This window comes from Streptomyces sp. CB00455 (assembly GCF_001905445.1).
Lineage (GTDB): Bacteria > Actinomycetota > Actinomycetes > Streptomycetales > Streptomycetaceae > Streptomyces.
Genome location: NZ_LIVQ01000002.1, coordinates 631,362 through 658,168, shown reverse-complemented (window position 1 = coordinate 658,168; position 26,807 = coordinate 631,362). Strand labels below are relative to the sequence as shown.

The 26,807-nt window shown below is 72.0% G+C and carries 23 protein-coding genes; 8 read left to right on the top strand and 15 right to left on the bottom strand.

Annotated features, from left to right (window positions below; genetic code table 11):
- Positions 1-38 precede the first annotated feature (38 nt).
- Complete coding sequence (locus AMK16_RS10380; protein ID WP_073912236.1) at positions 39-2,312, top strand: transglycosylase domain-containing protein; 2,274 nt, start codon at positions 39-41, stop codon at positions 2,310-2,312.
- Between the two features lie 68 nt (positions 2,313-2,380).
- On the opposite strand, the gene AMK16_RS10375 is transcribed toward AMK16_RS10380, so the two are convergent.
- The 3 genes from AMK16_RS10375 to AMK16_RS10365 form a co-directional block, all read right to left on the bottom strand.
- Positions 2,381-4,258 (bottom strand): SpoIIE family protein phosphatase, encoded by a 1,878-nt coding sequence (locus tag AMK16_RS10375; protein WP_443333555.1) that lies wholly within the window; start codon positions 4,256-4,258, stop codon positions 2,381-2,383.
- 796 nt (positions 4,259-5,054) lie between these two features.
- Entirely contained in the window at positions 5,055-5,765 is a 711-nt protein-coding gene (gene fomD / locus AMK16_RS10370; protein WP_073912232.1) for a cytidylyl-2-hydroxypropylphosphonate hydrolase, read from the bottom strand.
- A 111-nt stretch (positions 5,766-5,876) separates the two neighbouring features.
- On the bottom strand, positions 5,877-7,280 hold the full coding sequence (locus AMK16_RS10365) for a class II fumarate hydratase (RefSeq protein WP_073912228.1): 1,404 nt from the start codon (positions 7,278-7,280) through the stop codon (positions 5,877-5,879).
- A gap of 108 nt (positions 7,281-7,388) precedes the next feature.
- Between AMK16_RS10365 and AMK16_RS10360 the strand changes: the two genes are divergently transcribed.
- Complete coding sequence (locus AMK16_RS10360) at positions 7,389-8,915, top strand: ricin-type beta-trefoil lectin domain protein (protein WP_073912224.1); 1,527 nt, start codon at positions 7,389-7,391, stop codon at positions 8,913-8,915.
- Between the two features lie 77 nt (positions 8,916-8,992).
- On the opposite strand, the gene AMK16_RS10355 is transcribed toward AMK16_RS10360, so the two are convergent.
- The 6 genes from AMK16_RS10355 to AMK16_RS10330 all read right to left on the bottom strand — a co-directional run bounded on the left by AMK16_RS10355 (position 8,993) and on the right by AMK16_RS10330 (position 15,316).
- Positions 8,993-9,763 carry a glycerophosphodiester phosphodiesterase gene (locus AMK16_RS10355; protein ID WP_073912220.1) on the bottom strand — a complete coding sequence of 257 codons (771 nt, stop codon included), beginning with the start codon at positions 9,761-9,763 and terminating at the stop codon, positions 8,993-8,995.
- A gap of 288 nt (positions 9,764-10,051) precedes the next feature.
- Positions 10,052-10,492, bottom strand: a complete 441-nt coding sequence (locus AMK16_RS10350; protein WP_073912216.1) for a hypothetical protein — start codon at positions 10,490-10,492, stop codon at positions 10,052-10,054.
- A gap of 75 nt (positions 10,493-10,567) precedes the next feature.
- A complete protein-coding gene (locus AMK16_RS10345) occupies positions 10,568-11,419 on the bottom strand; it encodes a histidine kinase (protein WP_073912212.1) in 852 nt (283 codons plus the stop codon).
- 43 nt (positions 11,420-11,462) lie between these two features.
- On the bottom strand, positions 11,463-12,074 hold the full coding sequence (locus tag AMK16_RS10340) for a hypothetical protein (protein WP_073912209.1): 612 nt from the start codon (positions 12,072-12,074) through the stop codon (positions 11,463-11,465).
- An 11-nt stretch (positions 12,075-12,085) separates the two neighbouring features.
- Positions 12,086-13,525: a hypothetical protein gene (locus AMK16_RS10335; protein ID WP_073912206.1), complete on the bottom strand. Its 1,440-nt coding sequence runs from the start codon at positions 13,523-13,525 to the stop codon at positions 12,086-12,088.
- 126 nt (positions 13,526-13,651) lie between these two features.
- Positions 13,652-15,316: a fumarate hydratase gene (locus AMK16_RS10330; RefSeq protein ID WP_073912203.1), complete on the bottom strand. Its 1,665-nt coding sequence runs from the start codon at positions 15,314-15,316 to the stop codon at positions 13,652-13,654.
- Between the two features lie 149 nt (positions 15,317-15,465).
- Between AMK16_RS10330 and AMK16_RS10325 the strand changes: the two genes are divergently transcribed.
- Entirely contained in the window at positions 15,466-16,227 is a 762-nt protein-coding gene (locus tag AMK16_RS10325) for a DUF1707 SHOCT-like domain-containing protein (RefSeq protein WP_073913568.1), read from the top strand.
- 397 nt (positions 16,228-16,624) lie between these two features.
- Positions 16,625-17,023, top strand: a complete 399-nt coding sequence (locus AMK16_RS10320; protein WP_443333550.1) for a WhiB family transcriptional regulator — start codon at positions 16,625-16,627, stop codon at positions 17,021-17,023.
- A 120-nt stretch (positions 17,024-17,143) separates the two neighbouring features.
- On the opposite strand, the gene glpX is transcribed toward AMK16_RS10320, so the two are convergent.
- Positions 17,144-18,184 (bottom strand): class II fructose-bisphosphatase, encoded by a 1,041-nt coding sequence (gene glpX / locus AMK16_RS10315; RefSeq protein ID WP_073912200.1) that lies wholly within the window; start codon positions 18,182-18,184, stop codon positions 17,144-17,146.
- A 260-nt stretch (positions 18,185-18,444) separates the two neighbouring features.
- Between glpX and AMK16_RS10310 the strand changes: the two genes are divergently transcribed.
- Positions 18,445-18,963, top strand: a complete 519-nt coding sequence (locus tag AMK16_RS10310; protein ID WP_199885425.1) for a DUF4245 domain-containing protein — start codon at positions 18,445-18,447, stop codon at positions 18,961-18,963.
- Positions 18,964-19,168: 205 nt separating this feature from the next.
- Here the strand turns inward: AMK16_RS10310 and AMK16_RS10305 are convergent, their stop codons facing one another.
- The 4 genes from AMK16_RS10305 to AMK16_RS10290 all read right to left on the bottom strand — a co-directional run bounded on the left by AMK16_RS10305 (position 19,169) and on the right by AMK16_RS10290 (position 22,961).
- A complete protein-coding gene (locus AMK16_RS10305; RefSeq protein WP_073912198.1) occupies positions 19,169-19,759 on the bottom strand; it encodes a malonic semialdehyde reductase in 591 nt (196 codons plus the stop codon).
- Between the two features lie 209 nt (positions 19,760-19,968).
- On the bottom strand, positions 19,969-20,187 hold the full coding sequence (locus tag AMK16_RS10300) for an exodeoxyribonuclease VII small subunit (protein ID WP_073912195.1): 219 nt from the start codon (positions 20,185-20,187) through the stop codon (positions 19,969-19,971).
- Between the two features lie 146 nt (positions 20,188-20,333).
- Positions 20,334-21,545 (bottom strand): exodeoxyribonuclease VII large subunit, encoded by a 1,212-nt coding sequence (gene xseA, locus AMK16_RS10295; RefSeq protein ID WP_073912192.1) that lies wholly within the window; start codon positions 21,543-21,545, stop codon positions 20,334-20,336.
- Positions 21,546-21,578: 33 nt separating this feature from the next.
- Entirely contained in the window at positions 21,579-22,961 is a 1,383-nt protein-coding gene (locus tag AMK16_RS10290; RefSeq protein ID WP_073912189.1) for an APC family permease, read from the bottom strand.
- A gap of 86 nt (positions 22,962-23,047) precedes the next feature.
- On the opposite strand from AMK16_RS10290, the gene AMK16_RS10285 reads away from it, so the two are divergent.
- Positions 23,048-24,052, top strand: a complete 1,005-nt coding sequence (locus AMK16_RS10285; protein ID WP_073912186.1) for a 4-hydroxy-3-methylbut-2-enyl diphosphate reductase — start codon at positions 23,048-23,050, stop codon at positions 24,050-24,052.
- 21 nt (positions 24,053-24,073) lie between these two features.
- On the top strand, positions 24,074-24,811 hold the full coding sequence (gene ppgK, locus AMK16_RS10280) for a polyphosphate--glucose phosphotransferase (RefSeq protein WP_073912183.1): 738 nt from the start codon (positions 24,074-24,076) through the stop codon (positions 24,809-24,811).
- 100 nt (positions 24,812-24,911) lie between these two features.
- Here ppgK and AMK16_RS10275 read toward each other — a convergent pair whose 3' ends face one another.
- Entirely contained in the window at positions 24,912-25,346 is a 435-nt protein-coding gene (locus tag AMK16_RS10275; protein WP_242438673.1) for a DUF6542 domain-containing protein, read from the bottom strand.
- 214 nt (positions 25,347-25,560) lie between these two features.
- On the opposite strand from AMK16_RS10275, the gene ychF reads away from it, so the two are divergent.
- The gene (gene ychF / locus AMK16_RS10270) at positions 25,561-26,649 is read left to right on the top strand and encodes a redox-regulated ATPase YchF (RefSeq protein ID WP_073912176.1); all 1,089 of its coding nucleotides are present in this window, start codon (positions 25,561-25,563) and stop codon (positions 26,647-26,649) included.
- The last annotated feature ends 158 nt before the right edge of the window (positions 26,650-26,807 follow it).

Here is a 26,807-nt window from a genome sequence, read left to right as displayed (position 1 = left end):
TGAGCTGACGTCGGGGGTAATCGAGCGGAGCGGGAGCGATGGGCCGAGCAGAAGCGCGTAAGGCGCAGCAGCAGCGCGGTGCGCGGCGGGCGCCGAGCGCGGGCACCAAGGGCAAGGGGAGCGCCGGCAAGCGCAGTGGCATACGCCGCTTCTTCACCTGGAAGAAGGTCCTGGGCACGCTCTTCGGGACGATCCTGCTCGCCGTGGCGGCGCTGGTCGCGCTGTACTTCTACGTCGACGAGCCCAACCCCAACGCCCAGGCGATCCAGCAGAGCAACGTCTACAAGTGGGCCGACGGCTCGACCATGGCCAGCACCGGCCAGGTCAACCGCGAGATCCTGCCGATCGACAAGATCCCCGCGGACGTCCAGGCGGCGTTCATCGCCATCGAGAACAAGTCCTTCTACAAGGACAGCGGCGTCGACTTCAAGGGCCTGGCCCGAGGCCTGTTCAACACCGTCACGGGCCGGGGCAAGGCCGGCGGTTCCACCATCACCCAGCAGTACGTCAAGAACTACTACCTGACGCAGGACCAGACGGCGACCCGCAAGCTGAAGGAGATGGTGATCTCCATCAAGGTCGACCAGAGGATGAAGAAGCCGGAGATCCTCGCGGGCTACCTGAACACCAGCTACTTCGGGCGCGGGGCCTACGGCATCCAGGCCGCGGCCCAGGCGTACTACGGGGTCGACGCCGAGAAGCTCACCCTGGCGCAGGGCACCTACCTCGCCGCCCTCCTCCAGGCCCCCAGCCAGTACGACTGGGCGGTCGCCGGCCCCAAGGCCCGGGACCTGGTCATGGTCCGCTTCAACGGCACCCTCGCCAACATGGTCGACATGGGCGAGCTGGACCCCGCCAAGCGCAGCTCGGTCACCTTCCAGGAGCCGATCAAGCCCAAGGGCCGCGCCGGCATGGACGGCCAGAAGGGCTACCTGGTCGAGGCGGCCGACGCCGAGCTCATCAGGGGCGGCGTGCTGAACAAGAAGCAGATCGACGCCGGCGGATGGACGATCACGCTCAACATCGATCCGAAGAAGCAGGCCGCCCTGGAGAAGGCCGTCCAGGACGAGCTGGAGTCCAAGCTCGACCGCAAGGACACCAAGGGACGGCCCCAGGACCAGAGCGTGCAGGCGGGCGCCACCTCCGTGGACCCGAAGACCGGCGCCATCGTCGCGATGTACGGCGGCACCAGCCTGTCCGAGCAGTGGTCGAGCAACGCCCTGCGCAAGGACTACCAGCCGGGCTCGACCTTCAAGCCGGTCGTCCTCGCCTCCGCCCTGGAGACCAAGGCGACCACCCAGGACGGCAAGCTGATCCAGCCCAACACCCTCTACGACGGCACCAGCAAGCGCCCCGTGGTGGGAAGCAAGATCCCCTTCAACCCGCAGAACCAGGACGACAAGGACTACGGCAAGGAAATCACCGTCCAGGACGCCACCAACTACTCGGTGAACTCCGTCTACGCCCAGATGATCGTGGACGTGAAGCCTCCCGAGGTGAAGAAGAAGGCCCTGGCCCTGGGCATGAAGGACCGCGACGGCTGGCCCGAGGACAAGCCGGCCATGTCGCTCGGGACCATGAGCGCCAACACCGTGGAGATGGCCGGCGTCTACGCGACCTTCGACAACCACGGCAAGAAGGTCACGCCGACCATCATCAAGTCCGCCGAGCACAAGGACTTCGACTACAAGCCCCTCGAGCCCCCCGTGGGCGCCCAGGCCATCAGCCGCGAGACCGCCGACACCGTCACCAAGGTCCTCACCGGCGTGGTCAACGACGGCTCCGCCAACAAGGTCAAGAGCAGCGCCTACGAGGCCGCGGGCAAGACCGGCACCACCGAGTCCAACGTGGCGGGCTGGTTCACCGGCTACACCCCGGAACTGGTCACCGTCGTCGCGATGTTCGGCGAAGAGCCCGGCACCCACAAGCAGGTCACGCTGACCGGCACCGCCGGCGGCGGCCGGGCCGGCGGCTCCAGCTTCCCCGCCGAGATCTGGAAGGCGTACACGCTCGCCGCGCTCAAGGGCGTGAACACGGGGAAGTTCGACCTGTCGGAAGCGGACATGGGCCCCGCCGCGGTCCCCTCCCGCAGCGCCTCCCCGTCGCCCTCGCCGAGCCCCTCCTCCAGCCCGCCGGCCAGCACCAGCCCCTCGCCGAGCACCAGCCCCTCGCCGAGCACGTCCAAGTCGCCGGACCCGACGAAGAGCACCTCCAAGTCGCCCGATCCGACGAAGAGCACCTCCAAGTCCCCGGACCCGTCGCCGAAGCCGCCGGACCCGCCGCTGTTCCCGCCGCAGCACCAGGACCGGTGACGCACAGACCGCCGCCCCGCAGCCTCCAGGCTGCGGGGCGGCGGTCTTCCACGGCCGGCCGGACGCCGTCAGCGCCGCTCCTGCACCCCCGGCAGCGCGAGTTCGAACCAGACCACCTTCCCGCTGCTGAGGCGGGTGGCACCCCAGCGGCGGGCCATCCGGTTCACCAGGAACAGGCCGCGCCCGCCCTCGTCGGTGTCCCGGGCGCGGCGCTGGCGCGGCAGCTGCGGGGAGTCGTCGCCGACCTCGCAGCGCACCACGTCCGTCCGCAGCAGGCGCAGGGTCACCGGCCGCTCGGCGTACCGGACGGCATTGGTGACCACCTCGCTGACCAGCAGCTCCAGCGCATCGCTCAGCTCCTCCAGGCCCCAACGGGTCAGGGCCCGGCGGGCGAACCGGCGGGCCCGGCCCGGAGCGGTCTCCTCCGGGTCCAGGAACCAGTACGCCACGTCACTGGGCGCGATCCCCTCGAAGCGGGCCGCGAGGAGCGCGATGTCGTCGTCCCGGTCGCCCGGGCCCAGCATGTCCAGAACGTCGTCGCACAGGGCCTCCAGCGGTGGCGGGTGGTCCAGGCCGGTCAGCTGCGCGGTCGTCGCCAGGCGCTCGCGGAGCTGCTCGATGCCCGTCCACACGTCCCGCAGCCGCGATTCCACCAGGCCGTCGGTGTAGAGCAGCAGGGTGGCCCCGGCGGGCGCGTCCAGCTCGACCGCCTCGAAGTCCACGCCGCCCACGCCGATCGGGGCGCCCGGCGGTACGCGGAGCACCTCGGCGCGTCCGCCCAGGTGCAGCAGCACCGGCGGCGGGTGCCCGGCGTTGGCGATGGTGATCCTATGCGAGACGGGGTCATAGACGGCGTACAGGCAGGTGGCCATGCGGTCGGAGCCCAGGCGCTGGGCCTGCTCGTCGAGGTGGTGCAGGACCTCGGCGGGCGGCAGGTCCAGCTGGGCCAGGGTCTGCGCGGTGGTGCGGAGCTGACCCATGATCGCCGCGGAGGTCATGGAGTGGCCCATGACGTCGCCGACGACGAGCGCGACGCGGCTGCCGGGCAGCGGTATGGCGTCGTACCAGTCGCCGCCCACCCGGGCCGTCTCGGCGGCCGGCAGGTAGCGCGAGGCGAGCCGCACCCCGGTGGGCTGGGGCAGGCTGTCGGGCAGCATCGTGCGCTGGAGTTCGTCGGCGATGTAGGCCTCGCGGCCGTACAGGACCGCCTTGTCGATGCCGAGCGCGGTGTGGGTGGCCAGCTGCGCGGCGACCAGGAGGTCGTTCTGCTCGAAGGCGGGCCGCTCGGGACTGCGCAGGAAGACGGCGGCGCCGATCACCCTGCGCCGGCCGCGCAGCGGCGCGAGGACGGCCCGGTTGCCCCGGGGCAGCGGATGGTCCACGCCCAGCAGCTCGGGCAACGCGGCCCGGGCGGCGGCGGAGGACCCGAAGACGGGCCGTACGCCGCGCAGCACCTCGGCGAGCGCGCCGCCGGGCGTGATCTCGCACAGCTCGGCCGCGGGCAGGTCACCCTGCGGGCCCACCAGCGGCAGCTGGCTGAAGTCGAGCCCGCCGGTGGCCCCCGCGGCCCCGGCGAGGTCCATCCCCGCGCCGATCGTGCTGCCGATGTCGGTCAGGTCGTCGATCGGCCGGAGCCGGTCGGTGCGCCGGAGCCGTAAAACGACCGGCCCGACGGGTCGTTCGTCGCCGACCGGGAGCGGATCGCGCAGGTACACGAGGATGGCGTCGGAGAAGGTCGGCACGGTGGCCCGGCACAGGCCGAGCACGATCTCGTCGAGGTCGATGCCGCGGGCGATCCGCCGGGTGGCGGCGCCGACGAAGCGCAGCCGGTCCCCTTCGCGGCGGGCGGCGGTGTCCCCGGCGCCCGGGACGCCCGGCAGGCCCGTCCCGCCACTGCCGCCCGCGGGGTAGGGGACTCCCGTCACGGCAGCGCCCCGCGCCGCCATGGCGTCGCGGGCGTCGCCCGTGCGGTCCGCGGTGTCGTCGGCGGCGTGGTGCGGGCCGGGAAGGCCGGGTCCGGCGGACGCCGGCCGGACGCCGGTGGGGTCCGGAGCGTCGGAGTTCTCGTGACCGGTGCCGGTGCCGGTGCCGGTGCCCGTTCCCGCGCCCTCGCCGGACGCCTGGCGGGCCGCCGGGATCTCCGGACGGGTGGCCTCCACCGCCGGGACGGACGCCTTGCCGTGGCCGGGCTCGTCCGTCCCCGCGCCGGCGGCCGCGTGCCGGCCCGGGCCGGGGGCGGCCTGCCGGCCCGCATGGGACGCGGCGTCGTGGCCCGGGCCGGAAGCGGCCGCGCGGCCCGCGCCCGGGGCCGCGTGCTCACCGGCTCCGGGGGCGACGCGCTCGGCCCCGCCGGCGGCCAGGTGCTTGCTCCCGCCGGTGGCGGCCATGCCGGAGCCGCCCGGGGCGGGTGTCGCGGTGGCCGCCGCGGGCTGCGGGCCCTCCTGAGAGGTGGGGTACTCCGTCACGCGTGGAATTCCGTCCGTTTGCGCTGGATGTGCGCTGCACTCAACTCGGTCAGTCGCGGTATACCCGCTCAGCGGCCGGGGCACCATCGCCCCGCGTATCCTCCCCCGGACTTCCTCCGCGGGACCCCCGTCGTCACCTCTCGCTCGGCGTCGGCCTCCGGTCAAGTCCCGCGGGCGGCAGGACAGTTGCGCCCACCCGGTCCGGCCGCGCCGTCCCGCCTGCGCGAGCCTGCGGAGGACGATCCTACGTTTGGACCCCGGGGGCGCATCAAGGGTCTCATGAGGTCATATGCGCCGGGGTGCGGTCCCAGTCCTCCGGCAGGGCCGGGACCGTCCAGGCCGGATCCGGCCGCCAGTCCTGCCAGCCGTCGCAGAACGGCGCCCCCCACTCCTTGATGACACGGACCGCCGCCCGTCCCGCGTCCCGCACGCGCCGCGCCTGCTGCCGGTCCATCAGGCCGGACCGCTGTGCCTGGGCGAACTCGTCCTCGTCCCGCCACTTCCAGCTGCGGTCCGGATAGACGGAGATGTCGAGGAAGTGGTCGACGGAGTCGACGCCGCCGTACCAGCGCGTCCGGGGCTCCTCCAGGTTCACGTACCAGTTCTTGAACTGCCAGCCGTGGTCCCAGAACAACCACACCGACCACGGGTCCCCGGGGCGGGCGAGCTTGAGCACGCCCGCGCCGAACCAGCGCGCCCGCACGGTGGTGCGCGGCGCCGTGTAACGGGTGGCGAGGGGCTCCTCGTGGACCGGGGTGCCGTCGGCGAGGACCGGCTTGACGCACTCGGTGCCCGGGGCCATCCAGACGGCCAGCAGCTCCTCGGTGTCCCGCACCACGGTCACCGGGCGGCAGATGTGGACCTGGCCCTTCGGCCCCGGGGCGTGGTCGCGGTAGCGCCAGAGGATCTGGTCCCCGGGTGCCCAGCGCGTGCCCGGGACGCCGCCGCGCGCGGCCGCGCCGCTGCCGGGCCGGAAGGTACCTGTCATGCGCAGATCTTAGGGCGGGGGCCCGCGCCCCCGCTGCGGTGCAGGTCACGGAGGGGTTCGGGGACGGGAATCGACCGAATCCGGCCCCCGCCCGGGGGGCTTGCGGGTGTGTCAGGGGCGGGTCATGCGCAGCACGTCCAGGGCCTCGTCGAGCTGCTCCAGGGTGAGCGCGCCACGGTCGACGTAGCCGGACTCCAGGACGACCTCCCGGATCGTCTTGCGCTCGGCGAGGGCCCGCTTGGCGACCTTGGCGGCCTCCTCGTAGCCGATGTACCGGTTGAGCGGAGTCACGACGGAGGGCGAGGACTCGGCGTACTCCCTGGCCCGGGCGGTGTTGGCGGTGATCCCGTCGATGGTGCGGTCGGCCAGCAGGCGGCTCGCGTTGCCCAGCAGCCGGATGGATTCGAGGAGGTTCCTGGCCATCACGGGGAGCATCACATTGAGCTCGAAGTTGCCGGCGGCGCCCGCCACGGCGACGGCGGTGTCGTTCCCCATCACCTGCGCGGCGACCATCAGGACGGCCTCCGGGACGACCGGATTGACCTTCCCGGGCATGATCGAGGAGCCCGGCTGGAGATCCGGGAGGTTGATTTCGGCCAATCCGGTGCGGGGTCCGGAAGCCATCCAGCGCAGGTCGTTGGAGATCTTGGTGAGCGAGACGGCGACGGTGCGGAGCATCCCCGAGGTCTCCACCAGGGCGTCCCTGGCGCCCTGGGCCTCGAAGTGGTTGCGGGCCTCGGTGAGCGGCAGCCCGGTGGCCGCGGCCACCTCGGCGATCACGGCGGCGGAGAAGCCGGGCGGGGTGTTGATCCCGGTGCCCACGGCGGTTCCGCCCAGGGGCAGTTCGGCGAGCCGGGGCAGGGCCGCGCGCAGCCGTTCGACGCCGTAGCGGATCTGGACCGCGTAGCCGCCGAACTCCTGGCCGAGGGTGACCGGAGTGGCGTCCATGAGGTGCGTCCGCCCGGCCTTGACGACCTCTTCGAACTCCGCGGCCTTGCGCTCCATCGCGCCGGCGAGGTGCTCCAGAGCCGGGATCAGCTCGCCGGTGACGGCGGCGGTGGCGGCGATGTGGATGGAGGACGGGAAGACGTCGTTGGAACTCTGCGAGGCGTTGACGTGGTCGTTGGGGTGCACGTCGCGGCCCAGCCGCTCGGTGGCCAGGGTCGCGATCACCTCGTTCGCGTTCATGTTGGACGAGGTGCCGGAGCCGGTCTGGAAGACGTCGACGGGGAAGTGGTCGTCCCACTGGCCTTCGGCGACCTCGGCGGCGGCCGAGGCGATCGCGTCGGCGATGTCCTGGTCCACCACGCCGAGCGTCGCGTTCACCGCGGCGGCCGCGGCCTTGATGCGGGCGAGCGCCTCGATGTGGGCGCGCTCCAGCCGCTGCCCCGAGATGGGGAAGTTCTCCACCGCGCGCTGGGTCTGGGCACGCCATTTGGCGTGGGCGGGCACCCGTACGTCGCCCATGGAGTCGTGCTCGGTGCGGAACGCGTCGGCCTGCTGGTCTTCGGTCATGTTGGTGGCCTCCTCAAAAAGTTGAGCAATTGTCTTGTTCGAAGTGTTCCCAACTCCCCTACCGACCAGTAAATACCGTGGGTAACACTGGCATCCGGGGAGGCGTTCATGGCACGTGCACCGCAGAAATCCAGGCTCAGATCTACCCTCGCCGCCGTCGCGGCGGTCGCGGCCGCCCTCGGGGGCATCAGCGCCGTCACCCCCATGGCCCAGGCGGCGACCCCCGCCGCGGCCGTCACTCCCCTCCCGCCCGAGCTGGAGGCGATCCGCGCGGCGGAATCCGTCAGGATCTACGGCGATGCGGCCGTCCGGCCGCCCAACCAGCGCAAGACCGGCCTGATCTCGCTGGGCGACAGCGAGATCTCGGGTGAGGGCGTCGGCACCTACGACCCCGCGACCAACACGGCCGCCAACCAGTGCCACCGCTCGCCCGACGCGGCGATCCACCGCACGGGCATCCCGGCCGACCTCACCTTCAACGTCGCCTGCTCCGGCGGGTACACCGGCAACATCCGGATCGGCGGCGCGAAGCAGTACGCCGACGAGCTGGTGCAGAGCGACAACCTGGCCGTCAAGGCACGCAACGCGAAGATCAAGATGGTGGTGCTGGTCGCCGGGGCCAACGACGACCTGCAGTTCGGTCCGGTCATGACCGACTGCGTCACGCGCTGGGTCCTCAGCCAGGGTACCTGCGAGCCCAAGTACGGCCCCGGCTGGCAGGCACGCGTCGACGGCCTGAAACCCAAGGTCGAGGCCACGGTCGCCGACCTCAGGACGGTCATGCGCGACGCCGGGTACGCCGACTCCGACTACAAGCTCGTCGTGATGGGCTACCCCAGCCCCATCGGGCCCGACTTCAAAGACAACCCCGGCTTCCCGGGCAAACTCCCCGGCGGCTGCGCGGGCTACGACTCCGACGCCGCCTGGGGCCGCAACCACGCGGTCCCCGCCTTCGAGAAGGGCATGCGCGCGGCGGCCCTCGCCTCCGGCGCGACCTACCTGGACAACTCGCGGCTCTTCCACGGCCATGAGGTGTGCATGGAGGACGCCTGGGCCCGCGGCCTGTACCTCGACCTCGGGGACCACTTCCCGTGGGACGAGAACACCGCCCGCCAGTCCTTCCACCCCAACTACCGCGGTCACGGCGCCTTCGCCTCCTGCCTGACCCAGCTCTACGCGTCGGGCCTGCGCGAGGCCTCCTGCGCCGACCCGGCGAGCACCGGCACCCCCGTCCTCCAGGCCGGCGCCTGGGACGCCCTGTACGCGCCGCTGAAGAACGGGGCGACCGGCGACTGCCTCGACGCCGATGGCGCGGCCAGCGCCAACGGCACCAAGGTCGTGGGCTGGGACTGCCACGGCGGCCGCAACCAGGGCTGGTGGTACGACGCCCCCCGCAACACCCTCCACGTCGAGCTGACCCAGGACCGCTGCCTCGACGCCCCCGGATCCGGTTACGGCGCCGGCACCGCACTGATCCTCTGGAACTGCCACGGCGGGGCCAACCAGCAGTTCGTCCGCGACGGCGCCACCCTCCGCCCCGCGGCCGCCCCCGGCATGTGCCTGACGCTCTCGGCCGCCCACGAACCGCTGCGCCTGCAGACCTGCGACGGCTCGGCGGCCCAGCGCTTCGCGTAACGCTCCCGCGCCCCCCACACCCGGGACCCCCCACCCGGCCGGTGCACACCGGCCGGGTGGGGCGCCCGGCCGGGGCCTCAGCGGTCCTCCAGCTGCTCCCGCACCTGCCGCGGCCGGTTGGTGATGATCGCGTCCACGCCCAGGCGCAGGCACAGTTCCACGTCCTCGGGCTCGTCCACCGTCCACACCCGTACGGACAGCCCCCTGGCCTTCAGCCGCCCCACCAGTCCCGGATCCCGGCGCACGAGGTCGATACCCGGGCCCGCGTGCGTGGCGTACGGCGGACGCACCGGGCGCAGCCGCCGCTCCATCAGGTACACGGCCGGCAGCCCGGGCGCGAGGCGGTGCAGCCGGGTCAGCGCGTTGCGGGAGAAGCTCATCACCTCGACGCGGCCCGCGGAGCCGTCCGACAGTCCGTACTCCCGCAGCATCCGCACCAGCTCGGCCTCCAGTCGCCCGCCCGCGCGGGACGGGTGCTTGGTCTCGACCGCGAGTCCCACCGGCCGGGGCGCGGCCAGTGCCTCCCGCAGCAGGTCCTCGAAGAGCAGCACCCGGGCGCCGGCGTGCCCGGGGCCCTTCCAGCCTCCGAAGTCGAGGGCGGACAGCGCCTCGTAGGTCATCGCCGACACCACGCCCCGGCCGTCGGAGGTCCGCTCGACGCGCCGGTCGTGCACGCAGACCAGCTTGTGGTCGGCGGTCAGCCGTACGTCGCATTCGAGTGCGTCGGCCCCGTCGTCGACGGCCTGCCGGTAGGCGGCAAGGGTGTGCTCGGGGTGCTCGTCGGAGGCCCCGCGGTGGGCGATCACCCGCGTCGCGCGGGCGGTGCGGGCGGAGGGCGGAGAAGTCATGGGCAAATCCTTGCGAACCGGGATGAACGGCCTGGTGCGACGCCGTGTCACCGACGTTAACCGGATACACGGCTCCCGGGGCGGGGCAGGCCGGCGCCATGCCGCGGCCGTCCACGGCGGCTCCGCCCGCGCCGCAGCCGCCCTGCCGCAGCCGCCCTGCCGCACCCGACCTGCCCGCCCCGCACCCGCCCCGCACCCGCCCCGCACCCGCCCTGCCCCGCACGCGACCGCCCCGGAAAGCCGGAGCGGCACCCCGCCATGGAGGCCGCGCCGGCAGGCGACGCCCCTTTACAGGCCGTTCAGCTTCGACTGGCCACCGATCGGGTGGAACTGGCCGCCCACGCCGATGTCATTGCGCACGAAGAGGCCGGCGGTGCCCCGCAGCGCGCTCTTCTCGGACGCGAGCCGCCCCATCAGCGTCTTGACCTGCTGGTCCCAGGTGTCGGCCACCTTCTTCAGGCCCTTGGCGGTCTCCCACCCGTCGAAGCCGGCGACCGCGCTGGTCATTGCCTCGTCCGCGTGCTCCGTGGCCGTCTTGGTGTCCGGCTGCAGCTCGGTTTCGATCGTGTTCGCCGCCGCCGTCTTCTCGGCCGGCGTGGAGCCGAAGTTTCCCGGCCCCCCGGGGACCGGCGGCCCGGCGGGACCCGCGCCGTTCAGCCGCATGTCCACCTGCTGACCGGGTCCGCCGACACCCGGCTGGTCCGACCCCTGGTCAAAGCGCTCCGACATGTCCCGTCCTCACCTTCGTCCTCTTCCGTGGATGACCCTCTGTCCCGACCCACGGCGCGCACCGCCGTCAGGACCTCAGGCGCGCCGCAGTTCGCCTTCTCCGGGCAGGAGTTCCGCGATCATGTCCCAGACCCGCTTCGGCTCCACCCGGACGAGCCGCATGGTGCTGTCCTGACCGACCTGGCCCGCGGCCACCGGCTCGGCCGGCAGTTCCCGGTGCCAGTACCCCAGCGGGCCGCAGTCCCACATCGCGAAACCGCGTCCCGCCACGCCGTCCTGGCCCTCCTCGTGGCCCCGCCACGCCGCGGTCATCCGCCAGCTCGACCGCAGTTCGGCGATCAGGTCGGCGAGCAGCGCCCCCCGCGCTTCACCGAGGGCCGCGTCCTGCGCCAGTGCCTTGCGGATGTAAGACCGTTCGGATCCCGCGGCCTCGGCCAGGGGAACACCCTTGAGAGCGGTGAGACCGGCCTCGACCGTCCCGAGCCGGGTCTCGACCACCGTGCCGGCCGGCTGCGCGACGGGGTCGGCCCCGACCGGGGATGCGGAGTGCTGGAGGTTGACCATGTTCGCCAGGGCCCACACCGCCATCTTCGGCTCGACGCAGGCGTACTCCGACTCGCGCGCCTGCGGCCACGCCTGGTGGGAGATGGCGTGGTCCTGTCCGATGAACAGCCCGTGGTGCAGTTCGCCCTGCCGGGCCGCCGCCTCCAGCGAGACGACCACGACCGGGGTGATCAGCGTGTCGAGCAGGGGCATGAGCACGTGGGCCAGTTGCCCGTTCTCGTCGATCAGCCCGCACGCCCGCAGCTCCTCGCGCTCCGCGAGGAGTTCGCCCGGTACGGGTTCCCCGGTCGCCTCCTGGACGAGGACGTGGACGTGCTCGTCGCTCAGGCGGAACCGGGCTCGGGACAGGTCATAGGAAGGCATGCGCTCACTCGCTTCGTCGGTCGGCTGATCGGTCGGTCGGGGATCACGTCATGGCGGAATCCGCCGCCACGTGGAAGACCCGCGAGACACCCGCGCGCACCGCGCCCCGCCGGGTCAGCACGGACCGGTCGACCCCGGCGAACAGGACGGCGAGCGCGATGTCGGCCCCGACGGCGCGGCCCGCCACGCTCACCTCGACGCGCTTCCTCTTGCCGAAGCCGGACTCCCTGACGGTCACGGTGACACCGCGGTCCTGGTTGTCCGCCTCGCGCATGACGACGTACTCCTGGCGGCTGACCGCCCAGAGCCGGTACCGGTCGCCCGCGTACGTCATGTGCAGGGCGCGGCCCCGGTGCGTGGCTCCCCACCGGTTCCGCGTCAGGTACACCGCCGCGCCCCCGACGCGCAGGGTCGCCCCGTTCAGGGTCGGCCGCTCCGTGGCCATGACCTGGATGCCGCGCGACTGGTAGGCGACCGTGGGGATCCGTCCGCCGGTGACCTCGACGGCACGGACGTTGTCGAGCGCGTGGGGTACCGAGGACACGGTGATCTCGCCCCACTCCGGGGACGTCCCCTGCCAGCCGGTCCGGCGGGCCTGGCCCTTCTCGCCGCCCTGCCACTTGCCCAGCGTGAACGCGGTGCTCTGGGTGTGCATGTCCCTGCCTCCTAGTCGAACGGGTTCAGCGCACTGCCGAGCTTCTTGGCGCCGCTGGCCAGGCTGTCTCCGGCCTTCTCCAGGCCCTTGCCTATGGCTTCGTGGTTGTCCCAGATCAGCGCGGCCCCGTACGCGACACCGGTTCCCACGGCCAGGGCGGCGGTGACCGGAGTGGGCGCCACGGTCAGCGCCGTCATGGAAGCGCTGAACGCCGTACCGGTCAGGTCGGTGGCGAACTTCGCCGGGTCCTTCTTGATCATGTCGGTGTCGTAGGTGGCCAGGTTCGCCATGCCGTACGCGGTGGCGGCGACGCCTCCCACCACACCCAGGCCGCGCAGCGCGCCGGCCGCCTTCATGGCGTTCATCGCGCCGCCCTGCCGGGCGACCGTCACGAGGTTCGCTTCGGCGGCCGTCGGCATGAAGAAGCGGCCGTTCTGCATCTTGCCGCCCCACATGGCCGCCTCGTCGGAGCCCGTGAACACGGCCGCGACATTGGGGGGCAGCTTGCTCATCAGGCTGCCCGGAGCCGCGCCCGCGAGCCGCGCGTTGGCCTCGCGCGACATCAGGGTGCCCGGGGCGGTGAAGGCCTTCGGGAAGTTGCCGGCCTTCACGTCCTTGAAGTACTTCGACAGCTTCCAGGAGTTCATGCCGGCCGCAGTGAGCGCCGCGGCGAAGGCGCCGGCCGTCGCGGTGCCCTTGCTGACGTTGGAGACGAGCTCCGCCAGCTTCGGGTTGCCCGTCAGACGGGTCACGCCCTCCTTCTGGAGCCGCTCCATGTAGTCGTCGAGGGTCTCGTTGTCCCTCTTCTTCAACCAGGCGAGGTCCAGGCGCTCCTGCTTCTGCGCGTCGTCGGCCTTCGCGACCGCACCGGCCTGCCCGTTGAACCCGGTGCCCAGCGTGCCGTCGCCCTTGCCGCCGGAGCCGTCCTTGACGACGGCTTCCAGGTCCTTGCGCAGATCCTGGTCGGCCTCGTCGACCGCTTTGACGCACTCCTTGATGTACTCGCGCCAGGACTCTTCGGCGGTCTTGACGCTCCGCAGGTAGTCCGGGTCGTGCCGCATGGCGTTCTTCTCGGCGGCGCTGAGCTTGTCGTAGTCGAAGGCCACGACCCCCTGCCCGGAGACGCTCATGCCCGCCTTGACCGCGTCGGCGCGCGCGTCCTCCAGCTTCTTCTTGAGCTCGGTGAGCTGCTGGTGCCCGTTGCGCAGCAGCGTGGCGGTCGCCTTCGCCTGCGTCTGGGCGGCCTGGTACTCGTACCGGGTCGCGGCGAAGTTCGTGGAGGACGCGGTCGAACTGAGCCCGATCCAGTTGCCGGTCGTGTGGATCTTCTGAACGCTGTCCCGGTAGCGCCCCTCGACCTTGTGGATCTGCTCCGCCATGGACTGCCATCTGTCGGCCGCAGTCAGGAGGCGCCCGTAGTCGGTCGTCATCACTTCCTGGTACGTCAGCATGCCGCTCCCCGCCGCGTGTCGATCAAGACCACCCGGCAGCTTATACATCCGGTTCCGGCCACCCGTCAGGGGTACCGGGTCGGCCGGTGGCCCGCCGCCGCTCGGGGGAGGGCCACCGGGGACGTGTTACAGGCCGGGGCCCCGCACCGGGATGTGCGTGAACGTCGGCTCCGGGGCCGGGTTCTGGAAGAAGTCGTTGCCCTTGTCGTCCACCACGATGAAGGCCGGGAAGTCCTCGACCTCGATCTTCCAGACCGCCTCCATGCCGAGCTCCTCGTACTCCAGGACCTCGACCTTCTTGATGCAGTCCTGGGCCAGGCGCGCCGCCGGGCCGCCGATGGAGCCCAGGTAGAAGCCGCCGTGCGTGCCGCAGGCGTCCGTCACCTGCCGGGAGCGGTTGCCCTTGGCCAGCATGACCTTGGAGCCGCCGGCCGCCTGGAACTGCTCGACGTAGCTGTCCATGCGGCCGGCCGTCGTCGGGCCGAAGGAGCCCGAGGCGTAACCCTCGGGGGTCTTCGCGGGACCGGCGTAGTACACCGGGTGGTCCTTCAGGTACTGCGGCATGCCCTCGCCGGCGTCCAGCCGCTCCTTGATCTTGGCGTGCGCGATGTCGCGCGCCACGACCAGCGGGCCCGTCAGCGAGAGCCGGGTCTTGACCGGGTGCTCGGTCAGGGTCGCCAGGATCTCCTCCATCGGCCGGTTCAGGTCGATGGAGACGACGTCGGCCGCGTCGTCCAGGTGCGAGTCCGTGGTCTCCGGCAGGAAGCGCGCCGGGTCCGTCTCCAGCTGCTCCAGGAAGACGCCCTCGGCCGTGATCTTCGCGGTGGCCTGGCGGTCCGCCGAGCAGGACACGGCGATCGCGACCGGCAAGGAGGCGCCGTGCCGGGGGAGGCGCACCACGCGCACGTCGTGGCAGAAGTACTTGCCGCCGAACTGCGCGCCGATGCCGATCTTCTGGGTCAGCTCGAAGACCTGCTGCTCCAGCGCCTCGTCGCGGAAGCCGTGGCCCAGCGGGGAGCCCTCGCGCGGCAGCTCGTCCAGGTAGTGCGCCGAGGCGTACTTCGCGGTCTTCAGCGCGTGCTCCGCCGACGTGCCGCCGACCACGATCGCCAGGTGGTAGGGCGGGCAGGCGGCCGTACCGAGGGAGCGGATCTTCTCCTCCAGGAACTTCATCATGGAGGCCTCGTTGAGGACCGCCTTGGTCTCCTGGTAGAGGAAGGACTTGTTGGCGCTGCCGCCGCCCTTGGCCATGAAGAGGAACTTGTAGGCGCCGCCGTCGGTCGCGTACAGCTCGATCTGCGCAGGCAGGTTGGAGCCGGTGTTCTTCTCCTCCCACATGGTGAGCGGGGCCATCTGCGAGTAGCGCAGGTTCAGCCGCGTGTAGGCGTCGTAGATGCCGCGGGAGAGGGCCTCCTCGTCGCCGCCCTCGGTGAGGACGTTCTGGCCGCGCTTGCCCATGACGATCGCGGTGCCCGTGTCCTGGCACATCGGCAGCACGCCGGCCGCCGCGATGTTCGCGTTCTTCAGCAGGTCGAGGGCCACGAACTTGTCGTTCGCGGAGGCTTCCGGGTCGTCGATGATGCGGCGCAGCTGCGCGAGGTGGGCCGGGCGCAGGAAGTGCTGGATGTCGTGGACGGCCTCTTCGGCCAGCTTGCGCAGGGCCTCGGGCTCGACCTTGAGGAACGTACGGCCGTCGGCCTCGAAGGTGGAGACGCCTTCGGAGGTCACCAGCCGGTACGGGGTGGTGTCCTCGCCCAGGGGCAGCAGGTCGGTGTACGCAAACTCTGGCATGACGGCAGTCATTCCTCACTCGGCAGACAGCGCTGACGACCAATTGGCAGCGCGTCCACCAGCGTAGGACCTTCCGTACAGCCGGTGGTTGTGAGGTAAGGCTCACTCGCCAGTATCGCGATCTATCGTGTCTCGCTATGCTGGGTGGCGTGGACCTGGAAAAGCATCCCGCCGCCCCCGCGCCGGCAACCGCCCCCGCCGCCGCGCCGGCAACCGCCCGCGTGCCGGCCGCTGACCCGGCGACGACCGCCCCCGCGGCGGCGACCGCCCCGTCCGGGCTGCGCGCCTCCGACGCCGACCGGGACGGGATCGCGCAGATCCTGGCCGACGCCCTCGCGGAGGGCCGGCTGACCTCGGAGGAGCACTCCGAGCGCCTGGACTCGCTGTACGCCGTCAAGACGGTGGGCGAGCTGGACGTGCTCGTACGGGACCTGCCCGCCCCCGGCGGCGCCCACGCCCGGCCCGCCTACGGCTCGGCGGCGTACGCGACCCCCGCGCCGGGCGGCGTGCTCGGCGGACCGGTCGAGACCGTCCTGGCCGTGTGCAGCAGCGCCGCCCGCAAGGGCCGCTGGCGGCCGGGCGGGAACACCCGTGCGGTCTCGGTCATGGGCGACATCACCATCGACCTCACCGGGGCGGTCTTCGAGCAGCAGGTCACCGAGATCAACGTGACCTGCGTCCTGGGGAACGTCGAGGTCCTGGTCGCGGAGAACGTCACCCTGCGCGGCTACGGCAGCGGGGTCCTCGGCAACTTCGAAGTGCACGGCGAGGGCCGTACGGAGGCCGATCCGCAGGCCCCCGTCGTGATCGTCCGCGGCTTCGCCCTGCTCGGCAACATCGAGGCCCGGCCCAAGCCCGGTTCGCGACTGGTCGATCTCGCCGGCCGGATCCGCAAGGGCCTCGACGGCTGAGCAGGGCCGGGCCGCCGGCCACGGCCGAGCGGCCCGCCGGGGTGGGGATCCGGCCGAAGGCGCCCGCCCCGGCCCGCCGCGCGGACGCAGGTGCGTGGGACGGCCCGACGCGGGTAGGCGGGGCGTACGCAGCACGCGCAGCGCCGCGCCCGGCCGTCGCCCGAGCCCGTCCGCTCCGGCGATCCGGGCCGAGGTCAGCGCTCGGAGCGGGGCCGGCAGACGACCGGGAGGCGCGGCAACCGCCCCGCCGGGCAAGGGCGCTGACGGGGTGGAACCGTGCCGTCGCGTTTCGGACGAACCTGCTCCGGTGCGCGACACGCCGTGCTTAGGGGCGCGTACAGCGGGTAGGGACAGGTGCATCGTCTCTCGCTCGCGTATCCGTCGTCAGGAGTAGACCGTGCCGCATCCGCCGCATCAGTCCCTGCAGGTTGCCGCCGTCCAGAGCCTTCAGGAGCGCTCGGCCGCCGTGCCCAGGCCGAGGGTGCCGGCGAGGGAAGAGGACGGCCCCTGGCACGCGGAGGCGGTGTGCCGCCGCGACGAGGCGGGGCTCTTCTTCGCCCCCTCCAAGGAGCCCACCGCGGCCCGGCTCTCCCGCGAGGATGCCGCCAAGCGGGTCTGTGCCCGCTGCCCGGTCATGGTCGCCTGCCGTGAGCACGCCCTGCTCCAGCCCGAGCCCTACGGGGTCTGGGGCGGTCTCACCGCGGCCGAGCGCCGTGTGCTGCTGGGGCGGATGCGGCGCAGGACCACCGAACTGCGCCAGGCCCCGGCAGCCGGGCCCGTCGCCGCCGCGGGCTGAACCGCGCCGCCGGGGCGGGCCCAGGCCCTGTCACCAGGTGTCCGGACACGGCGAAGGGGCGGTCCCCCGCACAGGGACCGCCCCTCACGTATGCCGCGGCGGCCTACGTCTGGCGCACGCCTACTGGGGGCCCACCGCGCGGTCGAAGTCGATCGCACTGTACGCGCGCAGCTTCGACAGGCGGTGCGTCGAGTCGATCTGCCGGATGGTGCCCGACTTCGACCGCATGACGAGGGAGGACGTCGTCGCGGTCTGGCGGCGGTAGTGGACGCCGCGCAGCAGTTCACCGTCCGTGATGCCGGTGGCCACGAAGAAGACGTTGTCGCCGGAGACCAGGTCGGTCGTGGTCAAGACGCGGTCCAGATCGTGGCCGGCGTCGAGGGCGCGCTGGCGCTCGGCCTCGTCCTTGGGCCACAGCTTGCCCTGGATCGTGCCGCCGAGGCACTTGATGGCACAGGCCGAGATGATGCCCTCGGGGGTGCCGCCGATGCCGAGGAGCAGGTCCACGCCGGTGCCCTCGCGCACCGCCATGACCGAGCCCGCGACGTCGCCGTCCGAGATGAACTTGATCCGGGCGCCCGTCTCGCGGATCTCCTTGACGATGCCCTCGTGGCGGGGGCGGTCGAGGATGACGACGGTGACGTCCTCGGGGGACATCCCCTTGGCCTTCGCGACGCGGCGGATGTTCACCGAGACGGGGGCGTTGATGTCGACGAAGTCGGCGGCCTCGGGACCCGTGACCAGCTTCTCCATGTAGAAGACGGCGGACGGGTCGAACATGGTGCCGCGGTCGGCGGCGGCCAGCACGGCGATCGCGTTCGGCATGCCCTTGGCGTTCAGGGTGGTGCCGTCGATCGGGTCCACGGCGATGTCGACCTCGGCGCCGGTGCCGTCGCCGACCCGCTCGCCGTTGAAGAGCATGGGGGCTTCGTCCTTCTCCCCCTCGCCGATGACGACGACGCCGTTCATCGAGACGGTGGAGATCAGGGTGCGCATCGCGTTGACCGCGGCGCCGTCCGCGCCGATCTTGTCGCCGCGGCCGACCCACCGGCCGGCGGCCATGGCGGCGGCCTCGGTGACCCGGACCAGTTCCATGGCGAGGTTGCGGTCGGGGGCTTCGGGGGAGACTTCGAGCTGGGGCGGCAGGTTGTGCTCGGACATCGGAGCGCACCTTTCTGTACGACGACGACCGGGATGTGAGGGTGCTCGAACTCTATCGGTACGTCGATAAATTGAGCAGCGCGGGTCACGTATGAGCGGGATACCGGTCAGCCGATTGGCCTGAGCGGCCGTCTTGCACCTGCTGCGGTCCCGCCGCGCCGCCGACTCGCGGTCCGCCGCGCGCCGCCCGCCGCGCCGCTCCGGGGGCACCCCGGCGGTGATCGCCTCCGGTGATGCGGGACGATGGTGCCGTGGCAGGTATGAAAGGCAAGCAGACGGTCTGGGACATGGTCCGGTCGCTGGCGGTGATCGGCATCGTGGTGGGAGGCATCTACCTCTTCATCCCGCACGACGAGGACGCGGACCCGACGCACGCGGTCGACTACCGCGTGGAGACGCTGACGGCCCGGCGCGCGGCCCCGTACCCGGTGGCCGCCCCCGTGGGGCTGCCGGAGCAGTGGCGGGCGACGTCGGTGGCGTTCGAGCGCAAGAACGCCAACGCCTGGCACCTGGGCTTCCAGGACCCGGACCGGCAGTACGTGGCGGTGGAGCAGTCCAGCGACACCTCGGCCAAGTACGTCGGCTCGGTCACCCAGAGGGCGAAGCCCACCGGCCGGACGCAGCAGGTCGGCGACGCGGCCTGGGAGCGCTGGGACGGCGAGAAGTACGACGCGCTCGTGAAGCAGGAGCAGGGCCATGTCACCGTGGTCACCGGCACCGCCTCCTTCGAGCAGCTGGGCGCGATGGCGGCGGCCCTGGAGTTCAAGCAGGGTCAGTAAAGCCGGTAAAATCGGTAAGGCCAGACGGCCGGCGGGCCGGCGGGCCGTCGGCCCGGGCGCGGCAGGGCTGGTGCGCCGGGGAACGGCACGCCGTGGCCCCGCCCCCGCCCAGCCGCCCCGCAGGCAGGTGGCATGCGAAAACGGCCGCGCGCCCCGGAATCCCGGGGCGCGCGGCCGTTCTCGCGTCTCAGGCGGCCGGACCGGCTCAGACGGTGGTGATGACCTGGTCGAACTCCAGGCGCGGGGAGCGCGGGAAGCCCGTGTCCTCGCCGGGCTTGCCGATGTTGACGACCATCAGCGGGGTGTGGTCGGCGTCCAGGAACTCCTTCTGGATGCCGGCGAAGTCGGCGCCGGTCATCGGGCCCGCGGCCAGGCCGGCGGCGCGGACGCCGACGATGAAGTAGGCGGCCTGCAGCGCGGCGTTGAGGAGCGCGGACTGCTCGCGGACCGGGCGCTCGGCGAAGAAGACGTCCTTGGCCTGCGGGAAGTGCGGAAGCAGCTGCGGCAGCTCCTCGTGGAACTCGTTGTCCGCGGAGAGGATCGCGACCAGCGGCGCGGCGGCGGTCTTGGCGGCGTTGCCCTCGGCCATGTGCTTCACGAGGCGCTCGCGGGCCTCGGGGGAGCGGACCAGGGTGATGCGCAGCGGGGTCTGGTTGAAGGCGGTGGGGCCGTACTTCACCAGGTCGTATATCGCCTGCACCTGCTCCTCGGTGACCGGCTCGTCGGAGAACGAGTTGGCGGTGCGGGCCTCGCGGAACAGCAGGTCCTGCGCGGCGGAGTCAAGAACGAGAGACATCGGGAAAGCCTTCTTCCGTACGGTGGTGAAGCGTTGCTCCGACTGTACGGCGGCGATAGATGAATTTTCAACTAAATCCACTCGGGCGTGACCGGAATCACGCGCTCCGGCTCCGGCGGCTCCGGCGGATCCGGGCGGCTCCGCCGGGGCCCCGCGCCGGGGGCGGCCGGAAGCCGCCACCCCCCGCCTGCTCCTCCTGCGCCCCGCGCCTACTCCTCCTCGGTCGCCTCGCGCGCCGCGAGCGCCGAGTCCAGCCGGGCCCGTGCGCCCTCCAGCCAGTGCCGGCAGACCTTCGCCAGCTCCTCGCCGCGCTCCCAGAGCGCGAGGGAGTCCTCCAGGGAGGTCCCGCCGGCCTCCAGTTTGCGGACGACCTCGATGAGCTCGTCACGGGCCTGCTCGTACCCCAGCGCCGTCTCGGCCTCTGCCATTCCCTTTTCCACCCTGTGTGCGTAGTACGACGAATTGTTTGCGGCGGTGAGGCCCCTTTGGGGCCGGCCGCGTTCCCGCTCCGGGCCCGGCTGCCTTCCCGCTGCGGGCCCTGCTGCGCTCCCGCTCCCGGCCCCGCCCCCGCCCGTCAGTCCGAGGCGACCCGTACGGAGAACTCGCCTTCCGTCACCCTGGCGCGCAGCACCTCCCCGTCCGATACCTCCTCCGGCGAGCGCACCACGTGCCCGTCGGCCCGCTGGAGTACGGCGTAGCCCCGCTCCAGCGTCGCCGCCGGGGACAGCGCCACCACCCGGGCGAGGGTGTGCGCGAGCTCCGAGTCGGCCCGGTCCAGCAGGTGGCCGAGCGTGCGCCGGCCGCGCGCCAGCAGCGCCTCCACCTCGTCCTCGCGGGTTTCGACCATCCGCTGGGGGTGGACGAAGACCGGCCGGGCCAGGGCGTGCGCGAGCCCCCGCTCCTCACGGTCGAGCAGCCCGCCCACCGCACGCAGCCCACGGCCCTGCAGCTGGCGCACCCGCTCCAGCTCCTCGCCGACGTCCGGGACGACCTTCTTGGCCGCGTCCGTGGGCGTGGAGGCCCGCAGGTCCGCGACCAGGTCCAGCAGCGGGGAGTCCGGCTCGTGGCCGATCGCCGAGACCACCGGGGTGCGGGCCGCCGCGACCGTCCGTACGACTTCCTCGTCCGAGAAGGGCAGCAGGTCCTCGACGCTGCCGCCGCCGCGCGCCACGATGATCACATCGACCTCGGGCAGAGCGTCCAGTTCCCTGACCGCCTCGATCACCTGGGGCACCGCGTGGACCCCCTGGACGGCGACGTTGCGCACCTCGAAGCGGACCGCCGGCCAGCGCCGCCGGGCGTTCTCCAGCACGTCGCGCTCGGCCGCCGAGGCCCGCCCGACCACCAGCCCGATCAGCTGCGGCAGGAAGGGCAGCGGCTTCTTGCGGTCCGCCGCGAACAGTCCCTCCGAGGCGAGGGACCGCTTGAGCCGCTCCAGCCGGGCGAGGAGCTCCCCGATCCCGACCGGCCGTATCTCGGTGGCCCGCAAGGACAGCTGCCCGCGCGGGGCGTACCACTCCGGTTTGGCCAGGACGACCACCCGCGCACCCTCCGAGACCGCGTCCGCGACCTCGTCGTAGACCTGGCGGAAGCAGGTCACGCTGACGGAGATGTCGTGCGAGGGGTCGCGCAGCGTCAGGAAGACCACCCCCGCTCCCGGCCGCCGCGAGAGCTGCGTGATCTGCCCCTCCACCCACACCTGTCCGAGCCGTTCGATCCAGCCCCCGATGAGCCGGGACACCCGGCCTACCGGCAGCGGCGCCTCGGCCGACGTATTCAGACCCATGCACGCAGGCTAACGGGCCGCGGTGACAGCGTCTCAGCCTCCGGCGTGCACGTCGGGCTCCGGGTCCCGCCGGCCGCGCTGTGCGACGAGCAGGACCAGCCCCACCGCCAGCCACACCGCCCCCACCAGTTGCGCCGTCCACGAGGCTCCGACGATCACTGCGACCGTCACCACCGCGCCCAGCGCCGGGGCCACCAGGTGCTTCCACCAGTTCGGCGGCCCCTCCATGCGCTTGACGACGAACCAGCCGACCACCGAGGCGTGCAGCAGGGTGAAGGCCACCAGGGCCCCCACGTCCACGACCGAGACCAGGTGGTCCAGCCCGTCGTCGCGGCGGGCCGCCCACACGGCCGCGACCAGCGTGACGGTGGCCGCCGCCAGCAGGGCCGGCCGCGGGGTGCCGCCGCCCGAGGTCCGGGCCAGCGCACGCGGCAGCCGCCGCTCCCGGGCCATCGCGAACAGCAGCCGGCCGGCCGCCGCCTGCCCCGCCAGTGCCGCGAAGGCCGCTCCGATCGCCTTGCCGACCGCCACCAGGTCGTGCAGCCAGAAGCCGACCGAGGACTCCACCGCGTCGTAGAAGGCGGGCCCCTGCTTCGCCGGATCGGCCGCCAGCTCCGCCGAGGAGAAGGGGCTGAGCAGCGCGACGAGGTAGGTCTGGGCGATGAACAGCACGCCGGTCAGCGCCAGGCAGAACAGCACCGCCCGGGCCACCCGCGCCGACCCGCCCGTGACCTCCTCCGCGAAGGAGGCGATGGCGTCGAAGCCGAGGTAGGAGAGCACCGCCACCGAGACGGCGCCCAGTACGGCGGCGACCGAGAAGCCGAGCGAACCGTCGCCGGTCAGCGGGGAGAGCCAGCCGCGCCGGGGCCCGTCCTGCACCAGCACGGCCACCGCGGCGGCCAGGAAGACCAGCAGCACCACGATCTCCATCGCCAGGACCGCGAAGCCCACGCGCGCCGCCGCCCTGACGCCCCACAGGTTGAGCAGGGTGGTGACCGCGACGGCGAGGGCCGTCCACACCCACCGGGAGACCTCTGGCACCAGGGCGTTCATCGCGATCCCGGAGAACAGGTACGCGACCGCCGGGATCAGCAGGTAGTCGAGCATGGCCATCCAGCCGGCGATCAGGCCCGGCCCCTCGCCCAGGCCCTCGCGCGCGTAGGTGAAGACCGAACCGGCCTGCGGGGCCACCCGCACCATCTGGGCGTAGGAGAAGGCGGTGAAGGCCATGGCGACGGTCGCGGCGAGGTAGACCAGGGCCACGGCGCCGTGCGAGGTGGCGTCCAGCGTGCCGAAGACCCCGACCGGGGCCATGGGCGCGATGAAGAGCAGGCCGTAGACGACGAGATCCCGGAAGCCGAGGCTCCGCCGCAGCGCGGCCGGCGCCGCCTCGCTGGAATCCGTAACGGACGCCATCCGTCCTCCGGGGGATAGGCGGGACAGGCTTTCGCCCCAGTTTCTGCCGAACGGGCGACGAGTGACCTCCTGGAGACCCCCGTACGATGGAGCGCATGACTGCTCCCGCCCCTGCTCCCGCTTCCCGCCGTGTCCTGCTCGCCGCGCCCCGCGGTTACTGCGCGGGCGTGGACCGAGCCGTGATCGCCGTCGAGAAAGCCCTTGAGCAGTACGGTGCGCCCGTCTACGTCCGGCACGAGATCGTGCACAACAAGTACGTCGTCCAGACCCTGGAGAAGAAGGGCGCGATCTTCGTCGAACGGACGGAGGAGGTGCCCGAGGGCTCCATCGTGATGTTCTCCGCGCACGGGGTGGCGCCGGTGGTGCACGAGGAGGCCGCCCGCGGCCGGCTCGCGACGATCGACGCGACCTGCCCGCTGGTCACCAAGGTGCACAAGGAAGCCATCCGGTACGCCAACGAGGACTTCGACATCCTCCTCATCGGCCACGAGGGCCACGAGGAGGTCATCGGCACCTCCGGCGAGGCCCCGGACCACATCACGATCGTGGACGGCCCGGACGACGTGGCGGACGTCGAGGTGCGCGACGAGTCCAAGGTCGTCTGGCTGTCGCAGACCACGCTGTCGGTCGACGAGACGATGGAGACGGTCGACGCGCTGAAGACCAGGTTCCCGCTGCTGGTCTCGCCGCCCAGCGACGACATCTGCTACGCCACCTCCAACCGGCAGGCCGCGGTCAAGGCGATGGGCGCCGACTCCGACCTGGTCATCGTGGTCGGCTCGAAGAACTCCTCGAACTCGATCCGGCTGGTCGAGGTCGCCCTCGACGCCGGCGCGCGCGCCGCGCACCTCGTGGACTTCGCGAGCGAGATCGACGAGGCATGGCTGGAGGGCGTCACCACGGTCGGCCTGACCTCGGGCGCCTCCGTACCGGAGGTCCTCGTCGAGCAGGTGCTCGAATGGCTCGCGGAGCGCGGGTACGCGGACGTGGAGATCGTGAAGACCGCCGAGGAGTCCATCGTCTTCTCGCTGCCGAAGGAATTGCGCCGCGATCTGCGGGCAGAAGCGGCAGAACTGGTCGCCGAGAAGTAAGTCGTTTCGTACGGTATGTCCATGAAGATCATGGGTGTGGACATCGGCGGTACCGGGATCAAGGGCGCGCCCGTGGACCTGGACCGCGGCGATCTGGCGCAAGAACGCCACAAAGTAGCGACACCGCAGCCGGCCACCCCCGAGGGAGTGGCCGACCGCGTCGTCGAGGTGGTCAGCCACTTCGGCTGGGACGGCCCGGTGGGAGTGACCTTCCCCGGTGTCGTGACCGGCGGCGTGACCCGTACGGCGGCCAACATGGACGCCGCGTGGGTCGGCGTCGACACGGCCGCCCTCCTTTCGAGCCGTCTGGACGGCCGCCCGGTGACGGTCCTCAACGACGCGGACGCGGCGGGCGTCGCGGAAATGACGTACGGAGCCGGGCGCGACCGCGGCGGCACGGTCATCCTGCTCACGCTGGGCACGGGCATCGGCAGCGCCCTGTTCACCGACGGGCACCTCGTCGCGAACTCCGAGCTCGGCCACCTGGAGCTGAAGGGCCATGACGCGGAGACGCGGGCCTCGGTGAAGGCCAAGGAGGACGGCGACCTCAGCTGGGAGCACTGGGCGCACCGCGTCCAGAAGTACCTGGCCCACGTGGAGATGCTCTTCTCCCCGGACCTCTTCATCATCGGGGGCGGCGTCAGCCGCAAGCCGGAGAAGTTCCTGCCCCTGATCGAGGGCATCCGCGCCGAGATCGTCCCCGCCGCGCTCCAGAACAACGCGGGCATCGTCGGAGCGGCGATGGCGGCCAAGCACTAGGCAATGCCGTGCCGGGCGGCCCGGGCCGGGCCGTGCCGGGCGGCCTGGTCGGCCTGGGCGGGCGCGGTGGTCGGGCTGGGCGCGCGGGGCCGGGCCCGGCTCAGGCCGTGCTGCGGGGCAGCCGGCGCTTGCCGATGAGCACGGCCTTGCGCACGACCACGATCAGCGCGGCGACCAGCGTCCCCGCGTACAGCCAGCCGGCGTGCAGCGACAGGGCGGACACCAGCCCCATGAGCTGCCCGCCGATACCGCCGGAGCCGCCGGAGATGGGCCACACTCCGGCGGCGAAGGCGATCGGCACGGTGATCGGCGCGGTGATCAGGTCGGCGGGCCGCACCCACAGGGCGGTGACGGCCGCCACGGGCAGGGAGAGCAGCCCGTAGACGAACAGCGAGGACCCGAAGACCAGCCAGGAGATCCCGCCGGCCAGCACCATGGCGGCGCACGCGAACAGCCCGCCGCCGAGCCCGGTCAGCCGGGGCCGGGGCAGTCTGCGTCCGAGCGCGGGCAGCGCGCCGCCGCCCTGGACGGGCACGGTGGGGCGCCGCGCGACCCTGCGCTGGGCCGGGGGTCGCCTGGGGTGAGGGGCCGGTCGCGTCCTGTATTGCTCCACCCCACCAAACTAGGCGGGCGGGCCCCCGGATCCGGGCCCGGACACGCGCGTACATCCAGTGCCACTCATCGGAAAGTAAACTGTCCGACGGCCCACCTCCGGGCCGCCGCCCCTCCAGCTACGGGAAGTCGCCAACGTGTCGCTCACGATCGGAATCGTCGGCCTGCCGAATGTCGGCAAGTCGACCCTGTTCAACGCCCTGACCAAGAACGACGTGCTGGCGGCCAACTACCCGTTCGCCACCATCGAGCCGAACGTCGGCGTCGTCGGCGTCCCGGACCAGCGCCTCGCGGTCCTCGCCGGCATCTTCGGCTCGCAGAAGGTCATCCCGGCGACGGTCGACTTCGTCGACATCGCGGGCATCGTGCGCGGAGCCTCGGAGGGTGAGGGCCTCGGCAACAAGTTCCTGGCGAACATCCGCGAGTCGGACGCGATCTGCCAGGTCATCCGCGCCTTCAAGGACGAGAACGTCGTGCACGTCGACGGCAAGGTCTCGCCGAAGGACGACATCGAGACGATCAACACCGAGCTGATCCTCGCCGACCTCCAGTCCATCGAGAAGGCGGTGCCGCGCCTGACGAAGGAGTCCCGCCTCCAGAAGGAGAAGGTCGCGGTCCTGGCGGCGGTCACCGAGGCCCAGAAGATCCTCGAAGCCGGTGACACCCTCTTCTCCAAGGGCATCACCAAGGGCACGGAGCGGGGCGACCTCCTCCACGAGCTGCACCTGCTGACCACGAAGCCCTTCCTCTACGTCTTCAACGTGGACGAGGACGAGCTGACGGACGACGCCTTCAAGGCGGAGCAGAGCGCGCTGGTCGCCCCGGCGGAGGCGATCTTCCTCAACGCCAAGCTGGAGCAGGACCTCGCCGAGCTGGACGACGAGGAAGCCCTCGAACTCCTCCAGTCGGTCGGCCAGCACGAGCCGGGCCTGGCCACCCTCGGCCGCGTCGGCTTCGCCACCCTGGGCCTGCAGACCTACCTGACGGCCGGCCCGAAGGAAACCCGCGCCTGGACGATCAAGCAGGGTGCGACCGCCCCCGAGGCCGCCGGCGTGATCCACACGGACTTCCAGCGCGGCTTCATCAAGGCCGAGGTCATCTCCTTCGCGGACCTGGTCGAATGCGGCTCGGTGACCGAGGCCCGCGCCAAGGGCAAGGCCCGCATGGAGGGCAAGGACTACGTCATGCAGGACGGCGACGTGGTGGAGTTCCGCTTCAACGTCTGATCGCATCCCTAGAGGCGCCCTGACCTGCTAGAACGCGGGTCAGGGCGTGGTGCTGTCCGCAACAGTCCGCAGATCGGGTCGATCCGGAGGGGGAATCAGTACGCCGCTGGGTCCTTCGAACTGCAGGCGCAATGTCGCGCAGACGTCGCCGTATTCGT

Coding starts and splice junctions, on each gene's coding strand:
- AMK16_RS10350 (WP_073912216.1), bottom strand. CDS start 10,492: ATGTCGGAGCGCTTTGACCAGGGGTCGGACCAGCCGGGTGTCGGCGGA.
- AMK16_RS10305 (WP_073912198.1), bottom strand. CDS start 19,759: ATGTCTCTCGTTCTTGACTCCGCCGCGCAGGACCTGCTGTTCCGCGAG.
- glpX (WP_073912200.1), bottom strand. CDS start 18,184: ATGTCCGAGCACAACCTGCCGCCCCAGCTCGAAGTCTCCCCCGAAGCC.
- AMK16_RS10290 (WP_073912189.1), bottom strand. CDS start 22,961: ATGGCGTCCGTTACGGATTCCAGCGAGGCGGCGCCGGCCGCGCTGCGG.
- AMK16_RS10310 (WP_199885425.1), top strand. CDS start 18,445: ATGAAAGGCAAGCAGACGGTCTGGGACATGGTCCGGTCGCTGGCGGTG.
- AMK16_RS10335 (WP_073912206.1), bottom strand. CDS start 13,525: ATGCTGACGTACCAGGAAGTGATGACGACCGACTACGGGCGCCTCCTG.
- AMK16_RS10345 (WP_073912212.1), bottom strand. CDS start 11,419: ATGCCTTCCTATGACCTGTCCCGAGCCCGGTTCCGCCTGAGCGACGAG.
- AMK16_RS10330 (WP_073912203.1), bottom strand. CDS start 15,316: ATGCCAGAGTTTGCGTACACCGACCTGCTGCCCCTGGGCGAGGACACC.
- AMK16_RS10375 (WP_443333555.1), bottom strand. CDS start 4,258: ATGGCGGCGCGGGGCGCTGCCGTGACGGGAGTCCCCTACCCCGCGGGC.
- fomD (WP_073912232.1), bottom strand. CDS start 5,765: ATGACAGGTACCTTCCGGCCCGGCAGCGGCGCGGCCGCGCGCGGCGGC.
- AMK16_RS10340 (WP_073912209.1), bottom strand. CDS start 12,074: ATGCACACCCAGAGCACCGCGTTCACGCTGGGCAAGTGGCAGGGCGGC.
- ppgK (WP_073912183.1), top strand. CDS start 24,074: ATGAAGATCATGGGTGTGGACATCGGCGGTACCGGGATCAAGGGCGCG.
- AMK16_RS10285 (WP_073912186.1), top strand. CDS start 23,048: ATGGAGCGCATGACTGCTCCCGCCCCTGCTCCCGCTTCCCGCCGTGTC.
- AMK16_RS10355 (WP_073912220.1), bottom strand. CDS start 9,763: ATGACTTCTCCGCCCTCCGCCCGCACCGCCCGCGCGACGCGGGTGATC.
- AMK16_RS10380 (WP_073912236.1), top strand. CDS start 39: ATGGGCCGAGCAGAAGCGCGTAAGGCGCAGCAGCAGCGCGGTGCGCGG.
- AMK16_RS10360 (WP_073912224.1), top strand. CDS start 7,389: ATGGCACGTGCACCGCAGAAATCCAGGCTCAGATCTACCCTCGCCGCC.
- AMK16_RS10300 (WP_073912195.1), bottom strand. CDS start 20,187: ATGGCAGAGGCCGAGACGGCGCTGGGGTACGAGCAGGCCCGTGACGAG.
- AMK16_RS10365 (WP_073912228.1), bottom strand. CDS start 7,280: ATGACCGAAGACCAGCAGGCCGACGCGTTCCGCACCGAGCACGACTCC.
- xseA (WP_073912192.1), bottom strand. CDS start 21,545: ATGGGTCTGAATACGTCGGCCGAGGCGCCGCTGCCGGTAGGCCGGGTG.